Genomic DNA, 25559 nt, shown 5'->3' on the forward strand with positions numbered 1-25559 from the left:
ACAAATATATTTAATTTTTTATTAATAATTGAAAATTAAGAACAATACGATTATACTAATGTCAGATATGTGAAATGGCGTTTCATATATTGAAATAGGAGGATGAGGCTATGTATGTGTCGAATAAGGTGAGCGATTTACCACCATACTTATTTTCTAGCTTCCAAAAAAAGAAGGAAAAATTACTCGCCAAAGGTGTGGATGTAATTGACTTAGGGATTGGAGCGCCAGACTTACCAACCCCGAAATTTATACTCGATAAATTTTGTGAAGAGGTACAAAACCCAACGAATCATCGTTATTCCCCATATGATGGTAGTGCAGAATTTCGAGAAGCGGTGGCCTATTTTTACGAGCATCATTATGGTGTGAAGGTAGACCCCAATACAGAGATTTTAACTCTAATTGGATCGAAGGAAGGCATTGCAAACCTTATTCAAGCTGCTATTAATCCAGGCGATACAGTAATCATTCCAGATCCTGGTTATCCAGTGTACAAGACAGCGGTACATTTAGCTGGTGGCACGAGCACCTATCTTCCTTTAGACATTCAAAACGGCTATGTACCTATGTTTGACCAAGTGCAAGAACAGGTTAAAGCGGATGCGAAGCTATTATTTTTAAACTATCCAGGAAATCCAACTGCTGCAACGGTGGAATTAAACACTTTTATGGAAGCGATTACATTTGGTAAACAGAATAACATTGCTATTATCCATGATGCTGCTTATGACTTGGTAACATTTGATGATTATAAGTCACCAAGTATTTTACAGGTCCCACATGCAAAAGAGGTTGCAGTTGAATTTGGGTCATTATCAAAGAGCTTTAATATGACAGGTTGGCGTATTGGCTATGTGGTAGGTAATCCAACTCTCATTAAAGCACTTGCGACTTTAAAAAGTAATATTGATACAAGTCAATTCCTCGCGATACAAAAAGCGGCAGCACATGCATTACGTAGTGATTTGTCGGAGGTAAAAAAGCATAGCGCCATTTTCAAAGAAAGAATGGAACGAATGTATGACGGTTTAAAGCAAGCAGGCTTTGAAGTAGAAAAACCAAAGGGGTCGATATTTATTTGGCCGAGAGTCCCTGCTGGTTATACCTCTAGTGAATTTGCAGAAAGGCTATTAGAAGAAGCTGGGGTTATTGTCACACCGGGAACGGCTTTTGGACCGTCAGGAGAAGGATTTATTCGAATTGCATTATCCGTAAAGCTAGAACGTATAGATGAAGTGATTAGACGATTAAAGGAATTTATTTGTAAGGGCGTGATTTCGTCATGACAATACACAGCTGTAACAAAATGACTGCAGCAAGCGCTATTGTAGAATGCATTAAAAAAGAATCGATTCACAAAGTGTTCTGTGTACCGGGTGAGAGCTATTTACCATTACTAGATGCTTTATACGATGAGCCAGCAATTGATGTCATTGCCGCGCGTCATGAGGGCGGTGCGTCCTTTATGGCAGAGGGTTATGCAAAGGCAGCATTGCGCCCTGGGGTGGTGTTAGCAACAAGAGGAGTGGGAGCTGCTAATCTATCCATTGGTGTGCATACTGCCTATCAGGATTCAACCCCGATGGTTGTTTTTCTTGGGCAGGTACACAGTAAGTTTCGAGGACGAGAAGGTTTCCAAGAAGTAGACCTCGATCAGTTTTTTAAACCGATAACGAAATGGGCAGTTGAGGTAAAGGATCCAGAAAGAATGCCAGAAATTGTCCAACGTGCCTTTCGGATTGCCCAAACTGGAAGACCAGGTCCTGTGGTTGTTTCCTTACCGGAGGATGTCTTGCCAAAAGAAGTGGAAATGAAATTTGGTCCACCAATCAACATACCGAAACCAGCTCCATCGAATAGTGAAGTCATTTCCTTGAAAGAGCTAGTACAAACAGCTACGAATCCACTCATTATTGCTGGGGGTGGAATAAAGTTAGCACAAGCAGAATCAGCCTTGCTTTCGTTTGCAGAGAAGCTACAAATTCCTGTCATGGCTGCTTTTCGCCGACATGATGTATTTCCGAATCATCACGGGCTATATGCTGGCCACTTAGGCTTAGGAACTCCTAAGAAGGTTTTAGAGTCGGTTCGTGATGCGGATGTCATATTAGCATTTGGAACTCGTTTATCAGAAGTAACGACACAGGATTATACATTATTTACTTCGGAACAAAAGCTAATTCATATAGATATTGATCCTGAGGTTCATGGAAAGGTTTATGCACCTGAATTAGCAATTGTAGCGGACATGAAGGAGGCCATAGAAGCCTTAGAAGGAATACAGCGTCAGCCTTCATGGGATGAATGGGCAAATACATGTAATCGTCGATTTAAAGAGGTTAGTAGTTTAACCGTGGCAGAAGGCGATGTGATCAACAAAAAAATTATCAAAGCAATGACAGAGATGCTTCCAGATAATGCGTTAATTACTAATGATGCTGGGAATTTCGCAGGGTGGTTACATGCTTTCTTTCCGTTTAAGGAGAAACACACCTATGTAGGACCGACTTCCGGGGCAATGGGATACGGATTGCCAGCAGCCATTGGAGCAGGCTTGGCTGTGCCTGATAAGACAGTGGTATCTCTTTCTGGTGATGGCGGATTTATGATGACATTTCAAGAGCTTGAAACAGCAGTTCGTGAGAATGTTCCTATAATTGCACTTGTTTTTAACAATAATATGTATGGAACAATTCGAATGCATCAAGAGATTCATTATCCAGAAAGAGTGATTGGAACGGATTTAGGAAAGGTTTCCTTTGCAGAATTAGCCACTGGAGTAGGGGCTAGTGGCTACACCGTTGAAACAATAGAAGAATTTGTTCAGGTATTCAGCCTTGCATTAACGAGCAAAGAGCCAACCGTTATTGAGATTCTCACGGAGAAGGAACAAATTTCCGTTTCGGCAACGATATCAGCCATCAGAAAAAAATATTAGCAATCAGTGTCCTTAAATACGCACTGATTAGAATATAAATCTATCACAATATTTAGAGGAGGTATTACAAATGGTAGAAGTGAAAACAAAAAAACTAGCAAATTTTATTAATGGGGAGTGGATTGAGGTAGAGAAGACGACCCCAGTTATAAATCCTGCTACTGGAGAAGCTATCCTAGATGTACCGTTATCAGATGCTGCAAGTGTTCGTGATGCAGTCAAAGCTGCTAAAAAGGCACAGAAGGAATGGGCACTTGTTCCTGCACCTCAACGTGCTGAACTATTATATCGTGTTGGCTATATTTTGAAGGAAAGAAAAGAAGAATTATCACAGCTATTAACAATGGAAAACGGTAAAGTCATTGAGGAAGCACGAGGAGAGGTACAAGAAGGAATTGATATGGCATTTTATATGGCAGGAGAAGGAAGGCGGTTATTTGGCCAGACAACGCCTTCTGAATTGAAGGATAAGTTTGCGATGAGTGTTCGTGCTCCATTAGGGGTTGTTGGAATTATTACCCCATGGAATTTCCCTATTGCAATTGCAACTTGGAAGTCATTCCCGGCAATCGTGGCAGGCAATGCAGTGGTGTGGAAGCCTGCAACGGAAACACCGATTATGGCCTATGAGCTAGCGAAGGTATTCGAAGAGGCAGGCCTACCAAAAGGTGTTATCAATGTTGTCTTTGGTAGCGGATCAGAGGTAGGAGAAGCAATGGTTCATCATCCGGATATTCGTGTTATATCCTTTACCGGTTCCAATGATACCGGACGAAATATTGCTGCAGAATGTGGCCGACAGTTGAAGAAGGTCTCACTTGAAATGGGTGGTAAAAATGCCGTTATTGTGATGGATGATGCAGATCTTGACCTAGCGGTAGAAGGTATTCTGTGGAGCGCATTTGGAACAAGTGGTCAGCGCTGCACGGCATGTAGTCGTGTCATTGTACATGAAGCAGTGAAGGAAACACTAGAAGAAAGATTACTCGTAGCAATGGAGAAATTAACCATAGGGAATGGTTTAGATGAATCCATTAAGGTTGGACCAATCATTAACAAAGCAGGGATTGAAAAAATTAAGAAGTACATTGAAATTGGAAAAGAAGAGGGCGCAAAGCTATTGGCTGGTGGCTACGAATTAACGGAAGCGGAACATAAGGGTGGAAATTACTTTGCACCCACATTATTTACGGACGCTACGATGTCGATGCGTATAGCACAAGAAGAAATTTTCGGACCAGTTGTTTCACTCATTCCCGTGAAAAGCTTAGAAGAGGCAATTGAAGTGAACAATAGCGTAACATTCGGTTTATCTAGCTCAATCTTTACAAGAGATGTGAATCGAGTGTTTCAAGCGCAACGTGATTTGGATACCGGAATCGTTTACGTGAATGCTGGAACAACTGGTGCTGAAATACATCTTCCATTTGGTGGAACAAAGGGGACTGGTAACGGTCATCGTGACTCTGGTGTTCAAGCATTAGATGTATTTACAGAATGGAAGTCTGTTTATGTGGATTATAGTGGTAAATTACAGCGTGCTCAGATTGATGTGGAGTAATACGAGAGAGGGATAATAATAGGGAGAAGGAGAGGATAATATGAAAGTCGGTGTATTAGGATCAGGATTAATGGGAAAAGAAGCAGCTCGTGATCTAGCAGCAAGTGAGGGTGTTACGGCTATCGGACTAGCGGACATTGACATTGCCCGTGCACAACAGGTATGTGATCAATTAAATTCTCCGAAGCTAACAGCTTTTCAAGTGAATGCATCTGATGAAGTGGAATTAGCCACTTTTATGCGCCAATATGATGTGATAATCAACGCGCTATTTTATTCATTTAACGAAATTGTAGCAAGAACAGCTATTCAAGTAGGTGTAAACTCGGTAGATTTAGGTGGTCATATTGGTCACATGACGGATAAGGTTCTAGCGATGCATGAGGATGCGGAAGTGGCAAACGTAACGCTTATTCCAGATCTTGGTGTAGCACCAGGGATGATTAATATTCTTTCAGGTTATGGTGCTAGTAAACTAGATGAATTGAAATCAATAAAATTATATGTAGGTGGTATTCCGGTTAAGCCAGAAGCACCGCTAGAATATAATCATGTGTTTTCTATGGAAGGTTTATTTGACCATTACACGGATCCATCATTAATCATCCGGAACGGAATAAAACAGGAAATTCCTTCTCTAACGGAGGTAGAGCGACTTTATTTTGATAAATTTGGTCCATTAGAGGCATTCCATACGTCTGGAGGAACATCAACTTTATCCATTTCTTATCCAAACCTTGAAACACTTGAATACAAGACAATACGATATCCAGGTCATGCAGAGAAGTTTAAGCTATTAGTAGATTTGAATTTAACAAGAAATGATTATGAAGTTGAATTAAATGGCCAAAAGATTAATCCGAGAGAAGTATTCTTAAAGGTTCTTGACCCAATTGTTGAGTTAGGAGAAAAAGACGACGCAGTGCTTTTACGTGTGATGGTATCTGGTGTGAAAGACGGCATCCCAATAACGTATGAATATGAAATGACGACCTATAAGGATAGAGAAAATAATGTAACTGCAATGGCTAGAGCTACCGCCAATACAATTTCTGTCGTAGCGCAGTTAATTGGTAGTGGAACAATTACAAAACATGGGGTATATCCACCAGAACAGGTTGTTCCTGGTAAAATCTATATTCAAGAAATGGCAAAACGTGGTGTGAACATCATGGAATCAGAGGTAAAAGAAGATAGCCATGTAAACATTTAAGAAGCTTCCCTCTGCACCTGGCAGAGGGACCTTTTTCTAATTTACAAGGACATCTACAAGGAGACTAGTCACATGAATCAAAGTGTTATCAAAGCACTTAATCTATTAAATCTATTTAATGAAGACAACGTTGAACTAACATTAAAAGAGATAGCAGATCGAGCAGGTCTTCCAAAACCAACCGCTTATCGTTTATTATCAGCGCTTGAGTCGATGAATTATGTTTACAAAATAAAGGACCGTGAGCATGATAGTCGATATCGGTTAGGATTGAAGCTATTGGAGCTAGGGCAGCTTGTTTCGGACCAATTAGAGGTGCGGAAAATTGCTTACCCCTATATGGAAAATCTATCAAAGGAAATTAATGAAGCGGTTCATTTAGTCGTTGTGAACCATCATGAAGCTACTTATATTGAAAAGGTAGAAAGCAATAAGGCAATTCGCTTGTATACTAGAATTGGCAAGAATTCTCCCTTATACATTGGCTCTGGTCCAAAGCTATTACTGGCATACTTACCAGAAGCGAGACGTGATGAGATTATCGAGCTTGGTGTACAGAATCAGGCATTAGACAGGAGGACGTTCTCCGAAGAGCTCAGCCGTATTCATGCAGAAGGTTATTCGTACAGTGTAGGGGAACAAGATGAAAATACCACTGGCATCTCCTACCCTATCTATGATTATCGAAATATTGTCATTGCAGCATTAACAGTAAGTGGTCTTTCTACCTATTTCGAAGGTGATAATCTATGCACGATTAAAACAAAGACAAAGGAGATGGCAGAGGCCATCTCTCAAAAACTAGGGTTCCGGGGTTTCGTGCAAGGAAGGATTGATTAACATGAATACGGTGTTTATTGCAGGACATGCTCGCTTACCATCTGGTATGGCAGCACAAAATATGTTTGAAACGCTGACGATAACCGCAGAAATTGATCGTAAGTATGGTGTGATTGTTGCAGCAAGCTGCACACTTGCGACTGATCATGGACGGGATTTTGTCCAACAGTTGCTGCGTGGCTATAGCTTACAGGATGGAATTGAAGAAGCCGTAGAAGCGGTTAAGCAGCATTATTTCGGAAAAGCAGGAAATGCACTAGCGTCAGCATTAAAGGACTTGCATAAACAGTATGGTGTTTATATAGAAAAGCGTTGAAAAGCCTGGGAATGATGAATAATAATATCGGTTAAAGGATAAGAAATTGTATTTCTTATCCTTTCCTTTTGCCTGAATACTTTTATTATTGTGGTAAAATATAGCTAGTCATCAAAAGACAGTATTTTGAAGGAGCATTTGTCATGAAGAGGCTAGTAATCATTACTGTTGGTAAGACACATAGTGGAAAAACAACCTTCGCTAGAGCGTTGGAAAAGACGTTACGTAATTCGTTGGTCATGGACCAGGATAATCACGCTACATTTATTAATACCTATTACAAATCCTTACAACCAAAACAAGGACCAAATACGCTTAAACATGCGATTTCGCAGTTGATTGTCAATTATGCAGTTGAAACCACGGATCACCACTTGATTATTTGCAACTCGAATCGAAGTAAACAAGGTCGAAAGTTTTTACTTGAGGAATTGTTTCCAAGCGAAAAATTTATCCGAATTCTTGTCCATTTCGATATCCCAGATTCTATTCTTCAATCTCGCGTTATCCATAGTGAACGCAGTACGATTATATTCCGAGGAGCATCTTTCTTTGAGGAAGTGCTAGTTCGACAACAGGAGGACTCTCTAAAAGAAGATGTCGCAGATCCGACTGAAGAAGAGGCATATCATTTATACGTGATAAAAGACAACCAGGAAATAGAAGCTATTATTGACCGTATTGTTTCTATTGCTGAAGGTTTATAATGGATTACTATTGGCAGTCGTATTGTGCAAATTAGTTACGTATAAGATCCAACGGGGTGTATCTCTTGTTAAAAATGATAGTGTTTTTAATAGTTCTATTAGTCATCATCTACTTAATAGAGAAACTGATTAATAGATTACTTGGTGTAGAAAAGCAAAAACTTTCTGATACTCTAGGTAAAACAATCGACCGATGGGGAAGAGGAATTATTTTAGTTTCCGTATTAATCATGTTGTGGTTTGTAATCGATATGGATTGGCAAATGAAAAAGTGGTTTTGGATTCTGTATATCATCCTATTAGTTGGCTTCCAGTCCATATTGGAATTTATCTATTTGAGGATTGATTATATATCATATAGAGTATTTTTTTCATTTATTTGGATTACATTAGTCTTTGAGTAAGTGAAGGATGAAAAAAATCGCTTTATTTCATATTGTTTTGGAAGCAGCATGAAAGGACTTTGTGTATGGATGAGACATTAGAACAGTTAAAGCAGGCTGGAATACATTATTTAAAAAGTAAGAATGGAATTATATTAGAAATTATTGAAGAAAGAGTCGAGCAAGTAAGTGAGATGGATAGACAGATAGATAAGCTTCTATCAGAACCTGAGAGAGGATTCATCGTGCTGGAATGTCCGAAATCAATTTTGAGTCAGTTAACAAGTACTAAGGAGAAGATGCAGGTCGTTGGAGAACGGGTCATTTATACGAAGGATTTATCAGACACAGTTCTTGATTCGGTTCCGACTTATGAAGTATGGTCACCAACTGAAGCGAAATCAGTCTCTTTTTTAGCTGAAGTGATGAATAAAAGTATCAATGAAACAGAGAAATTCTTAGCAACAATGAGAGCTGAATTACCATTACAGATGAATAATATGTTCACGGTATTGATAATGAATCATGATCCTGTTGGTGTTGTGTTTCCACATATCGAACCGAATACCGTAAATCAGGGGCGTATATTTTGGATTGGAATACATCCTAAATTTATTGGTAGAGGACTTGGAAAAGGTCTTCACAGGATTGGTTTGTATAGATTACAACATGACTTTAAAGCAGTCTCCTATTTAGGGGCAACAAAAATAGATAATGAACCAATGAGAAAAATTTTGAGTTCCAATGGATGTACTGAGAAGACGGCCGTTATTTCGTTAGAAAGCGTAATGTAAGTGTGCTATGAATGATCAGGAAGCTTGGTTGGTTTATTCCAAGCTTCTTTCTTTTGGGATTAGGTGGGCGTATTAAGTACAAATTTTTTCAAATAAAGTGAAATAATGATGACAGGTAATTCGACTAATGAATGAGTATAAATAGCGGAGGAGAAATGGATGATCAGCAGCAAAATTTCACAGTGGTTTTATCAATATAATAAAGATATTTACCATTTCTTACTGTATTATGTCGGTTCCGGTGATATAGAGGACTTGGTTCAAGAAGTATTTATACGTGCTATTAAGGGATTTGATAGCTTTCAAGCAAAATCAAGTCCGAAGACATGGCTCTTCTCGATTGCACGTCATGTTGGGTTAGATGAGCTAAGAAGAAGAAAACGAGCAAGGATTAAAAGCATTGTTCCGTTTGTTGATGATGAACCTATAGGCGAAGCAACACCAGAGAAAGTACTCCAATTGAACGAGAATAATAGAATCCTTTATCAAGTAATCCAATCGTTAAAATCCAATTACCGAGATGTGATTATTCTTCGAGCAATAAAGGAGTTATCCGTTTTGGAAACAGCAGCTGTATTAAATTGGAATGAGAATAAAGTGCGAATTACGTACCACAGAGCCCTAAAAGCATTGGAGAAGCATAAGGAGGACCTTCCAAATGAATGAAAATGAACGTATCCATAAAATAATAGAAGAATTACGTTCCCTCCCAGAACCGGACTATAATAAGTACTTTGACATGAATAAACAAAATAACATACACGAAAACCTGATGAAAGTCTCGAGAAAATATGAAGCGAAACAAAGAAGTGGAAGTTTTATGAAAAGAGCATCTACTGCCGTACTAGGTTTAGCCGCTTTCATGTTATTCGCTATCGTATTGATGACAATTAATTCACAGCGTTCAGATGAGCAGATTGGTTATACATTTGAAGATTTCTTTCATGAAAAAATGGCGGAGATGCCTGAACAGGAGAATAACTACGCATACACGCTAATCCACACAGAAATGAATGCTGTCCAAGATGGTGACGCCATTGCAGTATATAAGGAGGACAGAAATGAAGATGGAGAAGTATTTTTCATAGCCTATTTTGAAAAGCAGGGTAAGCGCTGGGTTTGGAAACAATCAAGAGGATCAAAAATCGATTCTCCTGTTAACTGGACGTCAATGAATCAAGCGCCATTTATATACTTTGGTCTTATTCGTGATCATTCCATTGTTGAGGTATATGCAGGAGATACTCAAGCAAAGATTATTACAGTGGCTGATGGTAACCGTTTTTGGTATGCGATAAGTCCGAAACAGGATGTAGAGGTCATGCTTGTTAAAGATGATGGTTCTCAGGAAATCTTAGATCAATTTGATCCTGAATCACTGGAGAATTAAATGAATTATTTATGCTATCTTATTACCCTTGTGTTAAGACCGTCCAAATAGGCGGTCTTTTTTCGTTTTTTCTAATTATTTTTAGGAACGTGATAAATACTTTATCATTATTTTTGGGGGGATTGTAACTTTTATCGTATCCATCCGTTGATAGACTGAAAGGTAATTTTACAGATTGAGAGGACATGAGGTCATGGACCAACAATACAAGAAGCAGCAGGTTAATGAATGGTACCACACATACAGCAATGATGTTTATCATTATAGCTATTTTTTAATTGGTGACCATGAGCAAGCAAAGGATATTTTACAAGAAACATACCTGCGTGCATACAGAAAATTTGATTCATTTCAGGGAGAGAATGTAAGGGGGTGGTTGTTTCGGATTGCTCGAAATTTAACGATTGACGATATTCGAAAGAAAAGGCCGATTTCATACTTCCTAGATTCTATTCCAATATTGAAATCAACCGAGAAAAGTCCGGAACAAATTGCCATGTTAAATGAATCTGAGCAAGAGCTATACGTAGCATTAAGTAAGCTAAAGCTATCGTTTCGGGATGTTATTGTTCTACGAAAGATTAAAGAGTTCTCCATTAGTGAGACAGCAGAAATTCTAGGCTGGTCAGAAAATAAAGTGAAGGTTAATTTGTTTAGAGGGATCAAAGCGCTTCGAAAAGAATTAGAGAAGGAGAATTTTAGTCATGAAACAGTATGAGAAAATGAATCAGGCGTTCCAATCACTTAATCAAAAATTCGACCTCCCGGAACAAGAACAAAAGGAAATTCTATTGAAAATAAATGAAAGAATGAATGATACGAAACCTATCAAGAAACGTGGATCTTTCCAATGGAAGTATATTCTTGCCTCTGCGGCTACGATAGTACTGCTAATCATTACTTCTATTGCGTTCATGACTAGTCCAAACAAAGAACTAGTACAGGAGCAAGATACGAATCCAGATTCCGGTACAAATGCTTCTACAGGTAATCTAACAGGAGAAGGGGTTACCATTCACATAACGAACAACACGACCGTAAATATTGACATGATGATGGTGAAGATATACCAAGACGGAAGCATGAGTACGTCACAGGGAGGAATGAATGCGGATGGTTCTGCTATAGTACCGGGTGACGGATTAGACTTTCAGTTTTTGGATGAGGAGATAGGGGAAGGAGACCTGGAATTAGAGGTTGAATTAACTTACCCATCCAATGAGGAAGGTGTAAGTTCCTTTGTAACCCCAAGGATAACCTTATCAGAAACAGATGAGGGAAAGTATTCGCTACAATTGAAGGGCGATACGGAAAGTAATATCTATTTACTCGATGAAGCAATATTTGCTGGAATTACCACAAACAATACGTCTGTTGGAATCGCTAGGGAAAAAATAGAGCTGGGATTAACGAAAAGTGAAGTGGAGAATTTATTCTGGGAAGATTATAAGAAAGGTACATCTGATGTCGATAATCGTGAATTTTGGCGCTATGACCTTGATACGTCTATTGGTTATCCATCCTCTGATGATAATTATGAGAATGGGGATATAGAGGCAATTAAGAATGGAGATATTCAAGCCCAGGTGTTTATCTACTGGGATGAAGATAACCAAGTAAAAAATTATTCAGCTATCTATTTGGATCAAGATAATCATCATGTTTATGCATACCATCTATTATCTGATGGGAGTGAAAAATTAGAGCTGGTTCAAAAAAAATGAATTTCTCTCTCACTCAAGTGAACATACCCTATATAAAAATCAAGACGGCATAGCAAGCGCTATGCCGTCTAAATTTAGTACATACTAATTTCGTTTTTGATAACAGGAATCCATATTTCACTTGTTACATTAGACGTTAAATCTTTGTCTTTAATCGATAAGATTTCTGGTCCTTTTGTTAATTGGTAGCCTGATGATGGAAACCATTCTGAATAGATGCGTCCCCAAGTTTCCTGAAGTGTCTGAGGAAACGGTCCAACTGATTCAAATACTGCCCAAGTTAATGCTGGTACTTCCAAATCTGTAAAAGCTTCTGGAGTCTCTTTTGTTGTGGCAACACCAATATAATGGTCAAGTCCGCCTTTTTCATCCATACGGTCTTCAGAGAAATTCGTCGATGCTTGCACGATTCCGAATGGTTCAACATTCGAAAGGTCCTTAAGCATCTTAATTTTTTCCTCATCTAACGTCTTCCACATTCCTGTGATCGCTGGATTGACACCTTCAAAGACAATGGGGACTCGTTTCATCATTCCTACAATCTGAAATGCATCTTTCTCTACGATTCGATAGTTCATTTCACTTCCTCCTTTAATGGATAGGTGGAAGGTCATTCGTGGATATGCTTTAAGAGCTGGTTGATTCTCTCTTACTGCAGTAGGGGTAGAACCATGTAGCTTCTGAAAAGCTCGCGTAAACGAATCTGGTGACCGATACCCATATTTAACAGCAATATCAATAATTCTCAACGAAGAATTTTGCAATTCGAAGGCAGCAAGCGTGAGACGCCTTCTTCGAATGTATTCGGATAATGTAATGCCGGCCAAAAAGGAAAACATTCTTTTAAAATGATACTCAGAACAGAAAGCCTTTTTTGCTACTTCTGTGTAGTCGATATCATCAGTAAGGTTGTTTTCAATATATTCGATTGCACTATTCATGTTTTTCAGCAAATCCATTTCATAACCTCCTTAATCAGAAGGATAGCAGGAAGAAAAGGTACCCATCCGACTTTTGGTGCACAGCTTTGTGGACCAAGTATATAGCATATGGCGTCATAAAAAAAGTTCATAGGCAGTAGCATACGCCATACCTATGAACAACTTCAACTTATGAATCAATTCCGATGGAAACAAATTTCTTCTCTAAAAATTCATCCATTCCATAGTGACCGCCTTCTTTGGCGTTACCGGATTGCTTTATTCCACCGAATGGTGCTTCTGGTACAGAAGGGAAGACATCATTTACCCCAATTATTCCGTATTCTAGCCTTTCTGCCACTCGTAATGTCCGACTTGTGTTTTCGGTAAAGATGTAGGCAGCAAGACCATAATCCGTATCATTCGCTTTTTTAATAACTTCCTCTTCATCTGAAAAGGTCTGAATCGGGAAGAGTGGACCGAATGTTTCTTCTCGCATGACCTTCATGTCATCTGTTGCATTTTTTATGATAGTAGGTGGGCAGAAGTAGCCTTGTAATTCGCCTGCCCATTTATTTCCCCCCGTTACAAGCTCAGCACCTTTTTCTAAGGCGTCATCTAAGTGTGCCTGAACCTTTTCCCGTGCTTGTTCACTGATTAGAGGACCTAGATCCGTATCTTCTTCAAGCCCTAGCCCGACTTTTAGCTTTTCTACTTTTTCCTTAAGCATCGCTGTAAATCCATCAGCAATCGATTCATGTACATATAGTCGATTCGCACAAATACAGGTTTGCCCGTTGTTGCGGAATTTACTTGCTAAGGATAGCGAAGTAGCTTTATCAATATCCGCATCCGAAAAGGCAATAATTGGTGCATGACCACCAAGCTCAAGTGAAACCTTCTTCACTTGGTCAGCAGCCTCGCGCATTAAGTATTTTCCGACAGCTGTAGAACCTGTAAAGGTAATGAGTTTTACTCCTTTATTGGTAAGCATTTCTTTTCCGATTGCTTGCGCATCACCAGTTACAAGATTAATGACACCTGGGGGCATACCAGCCTCTTCAAAAATCTTCACGATTTCAATTGCAGATAGCGGTGTTTCTGGTGATGGCTTTAATACTGTGGTACAGCCTGCAGCTAATGCAGGACCTAATTTACGTGTAATCATGGATGATGGAAAATTCCATGGCGTGATTGCAGCGACTACCCCAATTGGTTTCGGGATGACAAGCATCCGTTTTTCCTTCATCGATGATGGAATCCACTCGCCATATCCACGGGATGCTTCCTCTGCATACCATAGTAAAAATCCTGCAGCCCCCTTTACCTCTCCAATTGCTTCTTTCAGTGGTTTTCCTTGTTCCACTGTGAGGATTTCCCCGAGACGTTTGGCATCCTTACGCATTAGTTCAGCTGCCTTATATAGAATGCGAGATCGCTGTCTTCCAGTCATTTCACTCCATACTGGAAATGCTTTTGAAGCCGCATCAATTGCTTCCTTCGTTTCTGTTTGACCACCAAAAGCAACCTCAGTAATCGGCTCAAGCGTAGCGGGATTATAGACGACCTGTGTTTTAGATGAATCAATATCCTGCCATTCTCCATTAATGTAAATACTTTTTGTTACTGTCGAGATCATTTCAAACCCTCCCAAAAAATATTTAGTCTATTATAAGCATATCGCACCTACAACTATCTATCAATTTGTAGGTGCGATGTCCTGCTTAATTGACAAGCTCTTTATCGGAATTCCAGGGTGGAAGCATTTTGTTTAATGGTTTATCCTGACGATACCCTAGGACATATTCTGCCTGCATAATCGTATGAATTTCTCTAGTACCCTCATAAATTACTGGTGCCTTTGAGTTACGAAGGTATCTTTCGACTGGATATTCATCTGAATAGCCATAAGCACCATGGATTTGTAGCGCATCGTCAGCTGCTTGATTCGCAAAATCACATGCCTGCCATTTGGCAAGGGAGGTTTCCCTTGTGTTTCGTTTTCCTTCGTTTTTAAGTTCACCAGCACGATAGACTAGAAGACGGCTCATTTGTAGACCAGCTTCCATCTTGGCAATCATTTGTTGAACTAACTGGTGCTTCCCGATAGATTTCCCAAATGTTTCGCGCTCGTGACAGTATTTCACACTTGATTCAAGACATGCCATGATTTGGCCAACTGCTCCAGCAGCAACTGTAAATCTACCATTGTCGAGTGCCGACATCGCAATCTTAAAGCCTTCCCCTTCTTCACCTACTAGATTTTCCTTTGGAACTTTCACTTGATCAAAGAACAGCTCTCCTGTATTCCCAGAGCGAATGCCATGCTTTCCTTTTATCGCTTTAGAAGAAAAGCCATCCCATGTTCTTTCAACAATAAATGCAGAGATTCCGTGGTGCTTCTTGGATTTATCCGTATAAGCAAATACGAGAAAATGATCAGCTGTATCACATAACGAAATCCAAGTTTTTTGACCATTTAACACGTAATAATCGCCATCCTTTACGGCAGTAGATTGTAAAGCAGCGACGTCAGATCCTGCACCAGGTTCGGTTAAGCCAAATGCACCGATTTTTTCTCCTCTTGCTTGCGGTATTAGGTACTTTTGTTTTTGTTCTTCTGTTCCCCATTGTAACAAGGTCATGCTGTTTAAACCGGTGTGAACAGATACTGCAGTACGAAATGCTGTATCCCCACGTTCAAGCTCTTCACATACTATCGCAAGGGAATTATAATCCATTCCACTTCCACCATATTGCTCCGGAATACAGACTCCCATCAACCCAAGGTTAGCTATCTTTGTTGTAACGTTAGGGTCAAATTGACCTTCACGATCCCATTCCGCAATATATGGCATAATCTCTTTATCTACGAAACTTCGAACAGTTTCACGTAACATTTTCTGTTCCTCTGTAAAATTAAAATTCATAATAACCACTCCTATTCCTTCCTATTGGATTCATTATGTTCTAGCGAATATAAAATCTCCTCATTATGCTCACCTGCAATTGGAGGATGATGCTGTAACGCAACTGGCGTCCTAGATAACTTTAATGGACTACCAATCATTTTGATAAGTCCTGCGGTTGGGTGAAACGTTTCTAGAAACATGTTTCGTTCATGAAGCTGTGGATCATTCGTGACATCCTCCAGATTTTGTATAGGACCACATGGAATCTGGTATTGATGACAATAATCTAACCAATAGTTTGTTGGTTTCGTGATGAGTACTTCTTGCAGTAAGGGAACTAAGATGTCTCGATTTTGAACACGAGCTGGATTAGTTTTAAAACGCTCATCTTCACTGTATTGTTCTTTTCCTAAGATAGAACAAAAAGCCTTAAATTGATTGTCATTCCCTACCGCAATTACCATCTCACCATCCATCGTTTGAAAGGTTTGGTAGGGAACAATATTGGCATGCTGATTTCCTAATGCAGTCGGTATTTTTTCAGACATTAAATAATTACTCCCGATGTTCACAAGCGCACTAACGGCAGAATCATACAAGGAAATATCTAGCTTCTGACCAATGCCTGACTGCTGTCGTTCGAGTAGAGCAGCTTGAATTCCGATAGCTGCGTATAAGCCGGTTAGGATATCTGTTATGGCAATGCCGACCTTCTGAGGGCTTGAATCTTCATCCCCTGTAATACTCATGAGTCCACTCATGGCTTGAATAATAAAATCATACCCAGGCAGTTGCTTGTAAGGTCCTGTTTCTCCAAATCCTGTAATGGAACAGTAAACGATTTTAGGGTTAATCAATTTTAACTGTTCATAATCAATTCCAAACCGTTCCATTGTCCCCGTTTTGAAATTATGGATAATGACATCGGAATCCTTTACCAGCTTTTTAATCGTATCAATGCCCTCACTAGATTTTAAATCTACTGTAATGCTTTTTTTATTTCGGTTAGCACAAAGATAATAAGCACTCACCCCATTTTGAAAAGGGGGTCCCCATTTTCGTGTTTCATCACTTCCACCCGGTGCTTCGACTTTGATGACCTCAGCTCCAAGATCTCCTAAAATCATGGAGCAGTATGGACCTGCAAGTACTCGTGATAAATCTAAAACTTTATAATTTGCTAACGCTCCTGACACCTTCTCACTCCTTTCTATCTCATGTAGCAAGAGATACTTTCAAAAAAAATAGCCAGTTCAATTGAACACAGCAGAATTGCTGTATCAAAATGAACTGGCTTTTGCTTGTTGGAGCAGCTCTGGAATAGAACTGAGAACAAGCTAGGCAGTGATTGTGGAATATATAAGCATTCATAGAGGCCATATCGTCAGATTTTTGAAAGCGTTTTTATATGACCGTTAACTACAGTGTAATGTATTCTGAATAATTTGTAAACAGCTATTGCGTCATTCATAAAGGTTGTATAAGATGGAGAAAAGTAGTTAGGGAATTGTGTTGTTAGAATAGGTGTTTACGACCTTCAACAAAATAAAAAACGGGAGTGTATCTCCCGTTTTGATTCTCAAATGTTGGCGTGAATAATTAACAATTGGCTTGGTATATTTATTTCACTGCTTTCTCTAATTTAGAAATCATTTTAATCGCTTTACCTGTACCAATAGCAACCGATTCTAGTGGATTTGGCGCAATATGAACAGGAACAGAAAGCTCGTTTGCTAGCCATTCTTGCATGCCTTTTAGTAAGGATCCACCACCGGTAATAACAATTCCGTGATCGACAATATCCCCACTTAATTCTGGTGGGCAATTTTCTAATGTAATACGGATTGCCTGTAAAATTTGGTCGAGTGATTCTCTAATGGCAGTATAGACTTCCTGTGAAGAAATTGATACGGTTTTTGGTAATCCTGTAACCATATCACGACCACGAACATCCATGAACTCTTCTTTATGATTTGGGTGTGCGTATGCAATTTCCATTTTGACATTTTCTGCAGTACGTTCCCCAATTAGAATATTGTATTTCTTACGAATGTATTGGATGATTTCTTCATCCATTTTATCGCCGCCCACGCGAACAGAGCTTGACGATACAACACCACCAAGTGAAATAATACCAATTTCAGCAGTACCGCCACCAATATCGACAATAACGTTAGCAATTGGTTCATCTACTGGAAGATCTGCTCCAATTGCTGCTGCAACAGGCTCTTCAATTAAATGAACCTGTTTTGCCCCGTAGCTTGTGACAGCATTGTGTATCGCTCTTCTTTCAACAGTTGTACTTCCAGAAGGTGTGCAGACAACAACGGTTGGTTTTCTCATGGAATTACCCAATACTTTGCTTACTTTCTTTAAGAAGGCTTTTAGCATTTGTGCTGTAATATCGTAATCTGCAATCACACCATCTTTTAGTGGGCGAATTGGAACGATATTTCTAGGAGTCTTCCCAATCATTTCTTTTGCTTCAGTTCCAACTGCTACTACCTGCTTCGTATTAATATCAATTGCAACAACAGATGGTTCATTTAAAACAATTCCTTTGTTTTTTGAATAGATAAGTATATTTGCAGTTCCTAAATCAATTCCTATTTCTGCAGTAGAAAACATAATAAGTTCCTCCAATGATGACAAAAATTGTATTACCGTATAATGTTCTATTTCGACAATATATTTATGGGTGTTAAAACGTCTTAAGAAAGACAATATACCTTTATTATTTGCAAACTATATAACATTATTAGCAATTAATGGTTACAGCTAAACTTGCCTTAGAAATTTATTTGCTACTATATTAAAATAAGGTATAACTCGTCTGAACTCAAGTTTCAATTGCTTTACATTTTTTGTCGATTGTAATAAAAATGGAAAATTACTGGGTACTCAAACATGAGATAATGGGTTCATAACATGTCGAATCGGATCATCTATGTATCATTATCGCAAGGAAATAAAGGAGTGGCAATAGGATGAACGACTTAAAAAATCAAATAAAAATACTTTTATTGCTGGTTCTATTTGTTTTACTTGTGATACCGGGATTTGTTGGAGCAGCTAATAAGGAATTCCATCGCTATTATTTTATGGAAGGAACCTTCTATAAGTATCCGGCTGCTACTGTAGAAGAATATTTTGATTACAGTCTTGGATTAAGTTACGATGACTTTCCTTCAGTTGATTGGAAAGAGCTTAACAAGAACGTAATAAGAATACTCGCAGAAAGAAAAGCGCAAGAAAAAGATCATGAAGAAAAAGAAATAAATGAAGATACAGCTCAAAATAGCCAGGATTCATCAGGTTCAAAAACAAATACATCTAACGAGCAAGTGAAAAACCAAGATTCGTCCGAGGATAAGCCATCCTATAATCAGGAATTCGAACAGGAGGTTATACGCCTAACGAATTTGGAGCGAGAGAAGTATGGGTTAGCACCACTAAAGCTAGATTCAGAGCTAGCTCAGGTCGCTCGAAAAAAATCGATTGATATGAATGAAGATAATTATTTCGCTCATGACAGTCCCACTTACGGATCACCATTTGATATGATGGAGAGCTTCGGAATTAACTATTATGCAGCTGGAGAGAATATCGCAATGGGACAAACTTCCCCAAAAGAAGTAGTTGCAGCATGGATGGCAAGTGAGGGACATCGAGAAAATATTCTTCACACGGATTACACGCATATTGGTGTGGGGTTTGTTGAAGGTGAAAACTATTATTGGACACAGCAATTTATTAAGCGATTAGATGATACCGTAAACCAGGCTTCTTTTGAACAAACTGTTGTCGATTTAACGAACCAAGAACGTGCCAAACACGGTCTTACTCCATTAGCAGTCGATACCAAATTAACTGAATCAGCGCGAGCAAAATCAATTGATATGGCAGAACATGGTTACTTTGATCATACAAGTCCTACCTATGGTTCTCCATTTGATATGATGGAGACGTTTGGAATTTCCTATCAAACAGCTGGTGAAAACATTGCAAGAGGGCAGTTCACACCGGAAGAGGTAGTAGAGGCTTGGATGAATAGTGAAGGTCATCGGGCTAATATTTTAAATGAGGACTATACGCATATCGGAGTTGGATTTGTGACAGAGGATATTATTTGGACGCAACAATTTATTGGCAGGTAACAATGAAGGAGGCTAAATTCTAGCCTTCTTTTATTATGGTTCATATTTGAGTAATTCATTCTTGAACTAAACCAGTTTACCAGTATAATTATAGTGAATACTGGGGGGAACATACATGTTATTTACGATTTGGATTTATCTTTATGCAATTATTTTAGTTATAGGTAGTATCTTTAAGCTTCAAAAATCCAAAAAACTAGCTAAACAGCCTAGTAATGAGGAAATACGGAAGACAATATTTGAGACACCACAGCGTGTTTCACAAAAAGTATTAGAGCGCACCGGTACGGATGTCCATGTCACTGGTAGAGAAAAGATTCCAGAAGGTCCAGTACTGTATGTAGCCAATCATCAAGGATTATTTGATATTCTGGCGTTCTTAGGGTATCTTGGAAAGCCTATTGGATTTATTGCCAAAAAAGAAATTAATAAGCTTCCGATTATTAGTACTTGGATGGGACTGTTACATTGTGTTTTTATTGACCGACAAGATAGGCGTCAATCTGTGAATGCAATTAACCAAGGAATTAAAAATTTAAAAAACGGCAATTCCTTAGTAATTTTTCCAGAAGGAACGAGAAGTAGGGGTTCTGAGTTACACCCTTTTAAGCCAGGTAGCCTACGCTTAGCAACGAAAGCGAATGTACCTATTGTTCCAGTAACTATCGATGGAACGTATAAAATGCTAGAGGAAGGTAAGGGCCGAGTGAAGGGATCAACCATTCATATGACAATCCATCATCCAATTATGCCTGAAACCTATCAGGAGTTAAAAAGCTCTGATCTAGCGGAAAAAATTCAACATATTGTTCAGGATGGACTTCCAAACAACAAAGGCATTATTGAGGATGCCGAAGTGGCAGTGGAGACTCCGTAGTAAAGAAGGAAGAAAAAATCTTGTCAAAATTAATAGCTTTGCTTCGATTGAAGAATATATTTATTAGCTGACCAGAACGTATTTGTTTTGGTCGCTTTTTTTATCGGGACAACTGGAGAGGTGAGATGTGTAAATCTTAGGCGGGGATAACTGTAAATTTATGTTAAAATATATATAGTTTGTGAACAAATGTACTTAAACTAACGGGACAGTTTAGTTGAATAAGCATCAAGTTACAGGAGGTGTCATATGGCAATAATTTGTTTGGAAGGAGCAAGTGCAGTCGGAAAAACAACAACGTCTAATGAACTGGCTAGAATGAAGAATACATATATTGTTCCTGAAGTAAACCTTTTATTTGAACGTCCTAAATTTGAAACAAATACGTGGTACTTAGAACGTCAAGTAGACCGATGGAAAATTGCACAAGAAAAACAAAGTAAATATGATTTAGTAATTCTTGATGGTGATATATTTCAGCCCTTAAGTTACAACTGGTGCTTTGATTTCAAAATATATGAACAAAGTTTAGATATTATTTATGAGTTCTATCGTGAAGAGATAATTAAAAAGAAATTAATGTTTCCAGATAAATACTTTTATTTGTATACTAGCATAAATAATCTTACGAACCGTAAAGAGAATGATAGAACAAGAAAAAGAAGAAATTTTGAGTCACACTTAGATATTATAGAACCACACCAAAGGTATTATGAAGCCCTATATAAATTTGAACCTCAATTTGTACAACTAATAGATGCAAAAAATATAGAAGATAATGCAAGAGTAATTAAAGATAATTTACCTTCGTCTACCCCATACCGAGATTCAGAAGAATTGCTTGATAGCATTAAGAATTGGCTAATGAAAAACAAACCGTAAGTTATTGAGCTAACGGGTGCAATAGTTATACAAGGTGATCAAGATTGGTCATCTATTCTATTGTTTAAAATCTTAACTATGTTTTCTGAATGTTGCGTTAGTATTAAAGTAGAGAGATTTATATAATAGGTGGCAACTTTCATGTTTTACCTAACTATTACAAAGGAGTATTTAAATGAGGGATAGTAAACTGCTTATTTATTTCAAAAACGAACTTCACGATTATTCATTGGAGCAGCTAAGATATATCTCGGAAGAAGGGGTCTGGTCTATTGGACAGATGTATGACCATTTAATCCTTGTAGCTCATGAGTACCTTGATAATATGGAAACATGTGCTACTTTAAATGAAGAACAACCCCTTGGGAAGACCCCGTTCGGTGAGCAATTATATAAGAATGGAGGGTTTCCACCTATTAAAATTAAATTACCAGATGAACTAAATTTTCCACCTAATAATTCGGACAGCAAGGAAGAGTTAATTAGTAGGATAGATCAGTTAATTCAAAGAATGAATCAATGGGAATCGAAAGTGGATTATATTAATCCAGGTAATAAAGTCGAACATGGAGGGTTTGGCTGGCTGAATGCAAGGGAGTGGTATGATTTAATTGGAATGCATTTTCGTCATCATTTGCGTCAAAAAGATGAGTTGCAAAAGAGGATGCCATTCTTCTACTGAAAGGGTGCTTTACTTCAAGAAAGGTAAAAATACTCGTTTTTTAAACTATTGAGATGGGATAGTAAATTAGGGCGAACATCAAAACAGTGGCACTCGATTTTAATAATGGAATAAAAAATAATTTAATTCTCATCTTGATACATAGTTAGAATTTCTTTAGCTTGTTTACATACCCCAATGATTAATTCCTCTGGCTCCAATATTCTTGCATGTTTTCCAAGTCTTAAAAATAGTGATGTTATAAAATTAAGATCACCTCTATCTATGATTGAATCTATGTATCCAGTTCCTTCTTCTTGCATGACCACAAAACCATCAAAATAAGGAACACTTTTACATTGACGGACACCTTCTGCAGTTAAATGCACATGCAGTCGAATTGGGTTTTTTACTTCAACAAAGTTGAACCATTCTTTTAAATTCATGAATTCATCTTCGTTTTCTTCGGTTGATAAAATGGAAAGAATGCGATCTATACGATACAGTAATATTTTTTTCTTATGAAAATCGTATGCAGGCAAATACCATAATCCATCATGAGCATACACACCGATAGGACGGATGTGTTTTTTTCTTATACCTGATTTAGAATTGTATTGAATGTGTAAATTTTTATTCATAATAGAATACTTTAAAACATCATTTAAAAGTGGAGTATCAATCGTTCTTTTGGGATTCCAAAAAGCAATATATGACCGAATCTTATCTATTTTTATTTTAGTGTCACTCTGAAGTGAACTATATAATTTATTTTCAACCGAGGAAATTTCAGTATCAAAAGGCAAGCTGCGATAGTAATTTAGAGATTGAAAAGCAAAGAAGATGGAAATAGCTTCTTCTTCTGTAAATAAAATCGGAGGAAGAAGTTTACTCGTTAATATTGTATATCCACCATTTCTCCCTTGTTCTGAGTAAATTGGTAGTCCCATATCAGATAAATCTAATATGTATCTATGTACAGTACGAACAGATATATGAAATTCATCTGCTATGTCTTGTGCCGTAAACTTTTTCTTAGTGGTAACAAATATAAGAATATCTAATAGACGCTTAGCTTTTGACATTTTTTCACCTTTTTTCTTAAACATGCCATTACTTGTCATGTTTTACGTATAGTATAGTTTATACCCTATGGTTTTATCAATTAAGGGAAATTATATAACGATAAAAGGAGATAAAAATATGAACACTAACAAAAAAGTAAGAAGAGTGATTTTAGATTTGGCGGTTACTCTAGATGGATTTATTGAAGGACCCAATGGAGAAGTTGACTGGTGTATTATGGATCCTGATATGGATTTCACTAAATTTTTGAATCAGATTGATACTATTCTATATGGTAGAAAAAGCTACGACATCTGGGGACAATATATCCCGAAAAGTGAGGACTCTGATGCCGAAAAAGAAATGTGGAGCTTGGTTCATGGCAAAGAGAAATATGTGTTTTCTAGAACACAAAAAGATGCTAATGATCAAACGATATTTATTAATGATAACATTGTGGAAGAAGTAAAAAAATTAAAGGAAAAGCTAGGTAAAGACATTTGGCTATATGGTGGATCAAGTCTTATTACAACTTTTATAAAATTGGGGCTGGTTGACGAATTTAGGTTATCTGTTCACCCTGTAGTTTTAGGGGAAGGAAAACCTTTGTTTATTGACATACAGGAAAGATTAAATCTTAGCTTGATTGATACAAAAAGATTTTCCTCTGGTGTTGTTCAATTAATTTATAGATTGAATTAATCAAAGGTCCATTCCAAAGATCTTTTTGTACTTTGTTCCATAAAAGGTTACAAGAGTTAAACAAGCCAAACAAAAAAGGTTCCTATTTTCTTGAGGAACTTTTTTTCCTTATTATCATTTGTTATATATTATATCCTCATTTCCTACCGCTCTCCCTTCCAATAGAAGTTTATTTAAACCATTATTTGATTCCTCATGAGCAATTTATTTTGATTTCAAGCTATTGGAAGTTAAGCTATATTTTGTATCAAATAAATTCATGAAAATGTAAATCATATATTTGATTTTTTTCATGCTCTGACGAGAAGGAATGACTTCTTTAGAAAACCTAATACTAGAAATTGCATATATATTGCGTGAAAGGGAGTGCTATTGATGCGTGCAGTTGTTATCAATGAATATGGTAGTAAAGATGTGTTAGAGGAGCGCGAGTTACCGAAACCAGAAATAAAAGCAAACCAAGTACTTGTTGAGGTTTATGCAACTTCCATTAATCCGATTGATTGGAAGCTTCGTGCGGGTTACTTGAAGCAAATGCTTGATTGGACATTTCCAATTATACTTGGTTGGGATGTTGCTGGAAAGATAGTTGAGGTAGGTAGTGAAGTGAAGCATTTTCAGGTGGGGGATGAAGTTTTTGCGAGACCGAGCACTACCGCTGAAGGTACTTATGCGGAATTCACGAGTGTAGATGAAGAACTGCTTGCGAAAAAGCCTAATAACCTGACATTTGAAGAAGCTGCCTCTATTCCATTAGCAGGTTTAACCGCCTGGCAGTGTCTAGTGGATAAAACAAAAGTTAGGCAAGGAGATAAAGTACTCATCCATGCTGGAGCAGGTGGTGTAGGAAGTTTGGCCATTCAAATGGCTAAACATTTAGGCGCATATGTCGCTACAACAGCGAGCGAAAAAAATGAAGCATATGTAAAAGAACTAGGTGCAGATGAATTCATTAATTACCGCACACAACAATTTGAACAAGAACTAAGCGATTATGATGTGGTCATTGATACAATGGGCGGTGACATATTGAATAAAAGCTTCCAAGTATTAAAGCCTGGTGGAAGATTAGTATCAATTGCTGGACAACCCGATCCAGAATTAATAGAAAAGCATCAAATAACGGCAAGCTCTTATTGGTTAACACCAAATGGTAAACAACTAAGTGAGATAGGTGAATTATTGGAGAAAGGAATACTAAAGCCGCAAGTAGGCAGTGTATTTGATTTTTCAGTAGAATCATTGCAAAAAGCACATGAATTAAGTGAGACCCATCATGCCAAAGGGAAAATTGTAATAAAAGTTAAATAAACGTGTCACGGCCACTCAAAAAACATAAGACATTAGTGATAAACAAGGTGATCTACGAAGGTCACCTTTTTCATATGGAAAATTCAATAATATTTTTGGATATTCATTTACAATAGTAGAACCATCTAATGCACTGCAATTATAAATTCCACTGGAACTAACATTTCTGGACTTCCCCAATGCAACTTAAAAAATTCTATTAT

24 protein-coding genes and 2 pseudogenes are annotated in these 25559 nt (G+C 37.9%); 20 read left to right on the top strand and 6 right to left on the bottom strand.

The window, feature by feature from the left end; genetic code table 11:
• Nucleotides 1-110 precede the first annotated feature (110 nt).
• The 13 genes from ABC228_RS13570 (at nucleotide 111) to ABC228_RS13630 (ending at nucleotide 11869) form a co-directional block, all read left to right on the top strand.
• Complete coding sequence (locus ABC228_RS13570) at nucleotides 111-1289, top strand: LL-diaminopimelate aminotransferase (protein WP_345825685.1); 1179 nt, start codon at nucleotides 111-113, stop codon at nucleotides 1287-1289.
• Nucleotides 1286-2941 (top strand): thiamine pyrophosphate-binding protein, encoded by a 1656-nt coding sequence (locus ABC228_RS13575; protein WP_345825686.1) that lies wholly within the window; start codon nucleotides 1286-1288, stop codon nucleotides 2939-2941. The genes ABC228_RS13570 and ABC228_RS13575 overlap by 4 nt, the downstream gene beginning before the upstream one ends.
• Before the next feature lie 70 nt (nucleotides 2942-3011).
• On the top strand, nucleotides 3012-4502 hold the full coding sequence (locus ABC228_RS13580) for an aldehyde dehydrogenase family protein (protein ID WP_345825687.1): 1491 nt from the start codon (nucleotides 3012-3014) through the stop codon (nucleotides 4500-4502).
• A 40-nt stretch (nucleotides 4503-4542) separates the two neighbouring features.
• Complete coding sequence (locus tag ABC228_RS13585; RefSeq protein ID WP_345825688.1) at nucleotides 4543-5715, top strand: saccharopine dehydrogenase family protein; 1173 nt, start codon at nucleotides 4543-4545, stop codon at nucleotides 5713-5715.
• Between the two features lie 72 nt (nucleotides 5716-5787).
• Nucleotides 5788-6555 (top strand): IclR family transcriptional regulator, encoded by a 768-nt coding sequence (locus tag ABC228_RS13590; protein ID WP_345825689.1) that lies wholly within the window; start codon nucleotides 5788-5790, stop codon nucleotides 6553-6555.
• Between the two features lies 1 nt (nucleotide 6556).
• Nucleotides 6557-6871 carry a DUF3870 domain-containing protein gene (locus tag ABC228_RS13595; RefSeq protein ID WP_345825690.1) on the top strand — a complete coding sequence of 105 codons (315 nt, stop codon included), beginning with the start codon at nucleotides 6557-6559 and terminating at the stop codon, nucleotides 6869-6871.
• A 143-nt stretch (nucleotides 6872-7014) separates the two neighbouring features.
• Nucleotides 7015-7578: an ATP-binding protein gene (locus ABC228_RS13600; protein ID WP_345825691.1), complete on the top strand. Its 564-nt coding sequence runs from the start codon at nucleotides 7015-7017 to the stop codon at nucleotides 7576-7578.
• Nucleotides 7579-7652: 74 nt separating this feature from the next.
• The gene (locus ABC228_RS13605) at nucleotides 7653-7982 is read left to right on the top strand and encodes a hypothetical protein (protein ID WP_345825794.1); all 330 of its coding nucleotides are present in this window, start codon (nucleotides 7653-7655) and stop codon (nucleotides 7980-7982) included.
• 65 nt (nucleotides 7983-8047) lie between these two features.
• Nucleotides 8048-8755, top strand: a complete 708-nt coding sequence (locus tag ABC228_RS13610) for a GNAT family N-acetyltransferase (protein ID WP_345825692.1) — start codon at nucleotides 8048-8050, stop codon at nucleotides 8753-8755.
• Between the two features lie 159 nt (nucleotides 8756-8914).
• Nucleotides 8915-9421 carry an RNA polymerase sigma factor gene (locus ABC228_RS13615; RefSeq protein WP_345825693.1) on the top strand — a complete coding sequence of 169 codons (507 nt, stop codon included), beginning with the start codon at nucleotides 8915-8917 and terminating at the stop codon, nucleotides 9419-9421.
• Nucleotides 9414-10145, top strand: coding sequence for a hypothetical protein (locus tag ABC228_RS13620; RefSeq protein ID WP_345825694.1), 732 nt, complete (start codon nucleotides 9414-9416; stop codon nucleotides 10143-10145). The genes ABC228_RS13615 and ABC228_RS13620 overlap by 8 nt, the downstream gene beginning before the upstream one ends.
• 193 nt (nucleotides 10146-10338) lie before the next feature.
• Entirely contained in the window at nucleotides 10339-10863 is a 525-nt protein-coding gene (locus ABC228_RS13625; protein ID WP_345825695.1) for an RNA polymerase sigma factor, read from the top strand.
• The gene (locus ABC228_RS13630; RefSeq protein ID WP_345825696.1) at nucleotides 10850-11869 is read left to right on the top strand and encodes a hypothetical protein; all 1020 of its coding nucleotides are present in this window, start codon (nucleotides 10850-10852) and stop codon (nucleotides 11867-11869) included. The genes ABC228_RS13625 and ABC228_RS13630 overlap by 14 nt, the downstream gene beginning before the upstream one ends.
• Before the next feature lie 74 nt (nucleotides 11870-11943).
• Here the strand turns inward: ABC228_RS13630 and ABC228_RS13635 are convergent, their stop codons facing one another.
• From ABC228_RS13635 to mreBH, 5 genes are all read right to left on the bottom strand, one after another.
• Nucleotides 11944-12828 (bottom strand): AraC family transcriptional regulator, encoded by an 885-nt coding sequence (locus tag ABC228_RS13635; protein ID WP_345825697.1) that lies wholly within the window; start codon nucleotides 12826-12828, stop codon nucleotides 11944-11946.
• A gap of 151 nt (nucleotides 12829-12979) precedes the next feature.
• Nucleotides 12980-14428 carry an NAD-dependent succinate-semialdehyde dehydrogenase gene (locus tag ABC228_RS13640; protein WP_345825698.1) on the bottom strand — a complete coding sequence of 483 codons (1449 nt, stop codon included), beginning with the start codon at nucleotides 14426-14428 and terminating at the stop codon, nucleotides 12980-12982.
• Nucleotides 14429-14513: 85 nt separating this feature from the next.
• A complete protein-coding gene (locus ABC228_RS13645) occupies nucleotides 14514-15719 on the bottom strand; it encodes an acyl-CoA dehydrogenase family protein (protein WP_345825699.1) in 1206 nt (401 codons plus the stop codon).
• An 11-nt stretch (nucleotides 15720-15730) separates the two neighbouring features.
• Complete coding sequence (locus ABC228_RS13650) at nucleotides 15731-16897, bottom strand: CaiB/BaiF CoA transferase family protein (RefSeq protein ID WP_345825700.1); 1167 nt, start codon at nucleotides 16895-16897, stop codon at nucleotides 15731-15733.
• Nucleotides 16898-17321: 424 nt separating this feature from the next.
• The gene (gene mreBH / locus ABC228_RS13655) at nucleotides 17322-18329 is read right to left on the bottom strand and encodes a rod-share determining protein MreBH (protein ID WP_345825701.1); all 1008 of its coding nucleotides are present in this window, start codon (nucleotides 18327-18329) and stop codon (nucleotides 17322-17324) included.
• A gap of 473 nt (nucleotides 18330-18802) precedes the next feature.
• On the opposite strand from mreBH, the pseudogene ABC228_RS19115 reads away from it, so the two are divergent.
• From ABC228_RS19115 to ABC228_RS13680, 5 genes and pseudogenes are all read left to right on the top strand, one after another.
• Nucleotides 18803-19456: pseudogene (locus tag ABC228_RS19115) on the top strand (CAP domain-containing protein); the annotation flags it as partial.
• Nucleotides 19457-19492: 36 nt separating this feature from the next.
• Nucleotides 19493-19858 (top strand): annotated as a pseudogene (locus ABC228_RS13665) (CAP domain-containing protein); the annotation flags it as partial.
• A gap of 115 nt (nucleotides 19859-19973) precedes the next feature.
• Nucleotides 19974-20735 (top strand): lysophospholipid acyltransferase family protein, encoded by a 762-nt coding sequence (locus ABC228_RS13670; RefSeq protein ID WP_345825702.1) that lies wholly within the window; start codon nucleotides 19974-19976, stop codon nucleotides 20733-20735.
• Between the two features lie 249 nt (nucleotides 20736-20984).
• Nucleotides 20985-21617: an AAA family ATPase gene (locus tag ABC228_RS13675; protein WP_345825703.1), complete on the top strand. Its 633-nt coding sequence runs from the start codon at nucleotides 20985-20987 to the stop codon at nucleotides 21615-21617.
• Between the two features lie 175 nt (nucleotides 21618-21792).
• The gene (locus tag ABC228_RS13680) at nucleotides 21793-22299 is read left to right on the top strand and encodes a DinB family protein (protein WP_345825704.1); all 507 of its coding nucleotides are present in this window, start codon (nucleotides 21793-21795) and stop codon (nucleotides 22297-22299) included.
• A 122-nt stretch (nucleotides 22300-22421) separates the two neighbouring features.
• Here ABC228_RS13680 and ABC228_RS13685 read toward each other — a convergent pair whose 3' ends face one another.
• A complete protein-coding gene (locus tag ABC228_RS13685; protein WP_345825705.1) occupies nucleotides 22422-23363 on the bottom strand; it encodes a helix-turn-helix transcriptional regulator in 942 nt (313 codons plus the stop codon).
• Nucleotides 23364-23481: 118 nt separating this feature from the next.
• On the opposite strand from ABC228_RS13685, the gene ABC228_RS13690 reads away from it, so the two are divergent.
• Together ABC228_RS13690 and ABC228_RS13695 are read left to right on the top strand one after the other, a co-directional pair.
• Nucleotides 23482-24045 (top strand): dihydrofolate reductase family protein, encoded by a 564-nt coding sequence (locus ABC228_RS13690; protein ID WP_345825706.1) that lies wholly within the window; start codon nucleotides 23482-23484, stop codon nucleotides 24043-24045.
• A gap of 375 nt (nucleotides 24046-24420) precedes the next feature.
• Nucleotides 24421-25356, top strand: a complete 936-nt coding sequence (locus tag ABC228_RS13695; RefSeq protein ID WP_345825707.1) for an NADP-dependent oxidoreductase — start codon at nucleotides 24421-24423, stop codon at nucleotides 25354-25356.
• Nucleotides 25357-25559 lie beyond the last annotated feature (203 nt).

It is taken from the genome of Ornithinibacillus xuwenensis (assembly GCF_039614845.1).
Lineage (GTDB): Bacteria > Bacillota > Bacilli > Bacillales > Amphibacillaceae > Ornithinibacillus > Ornithinibacillus xuwenensis.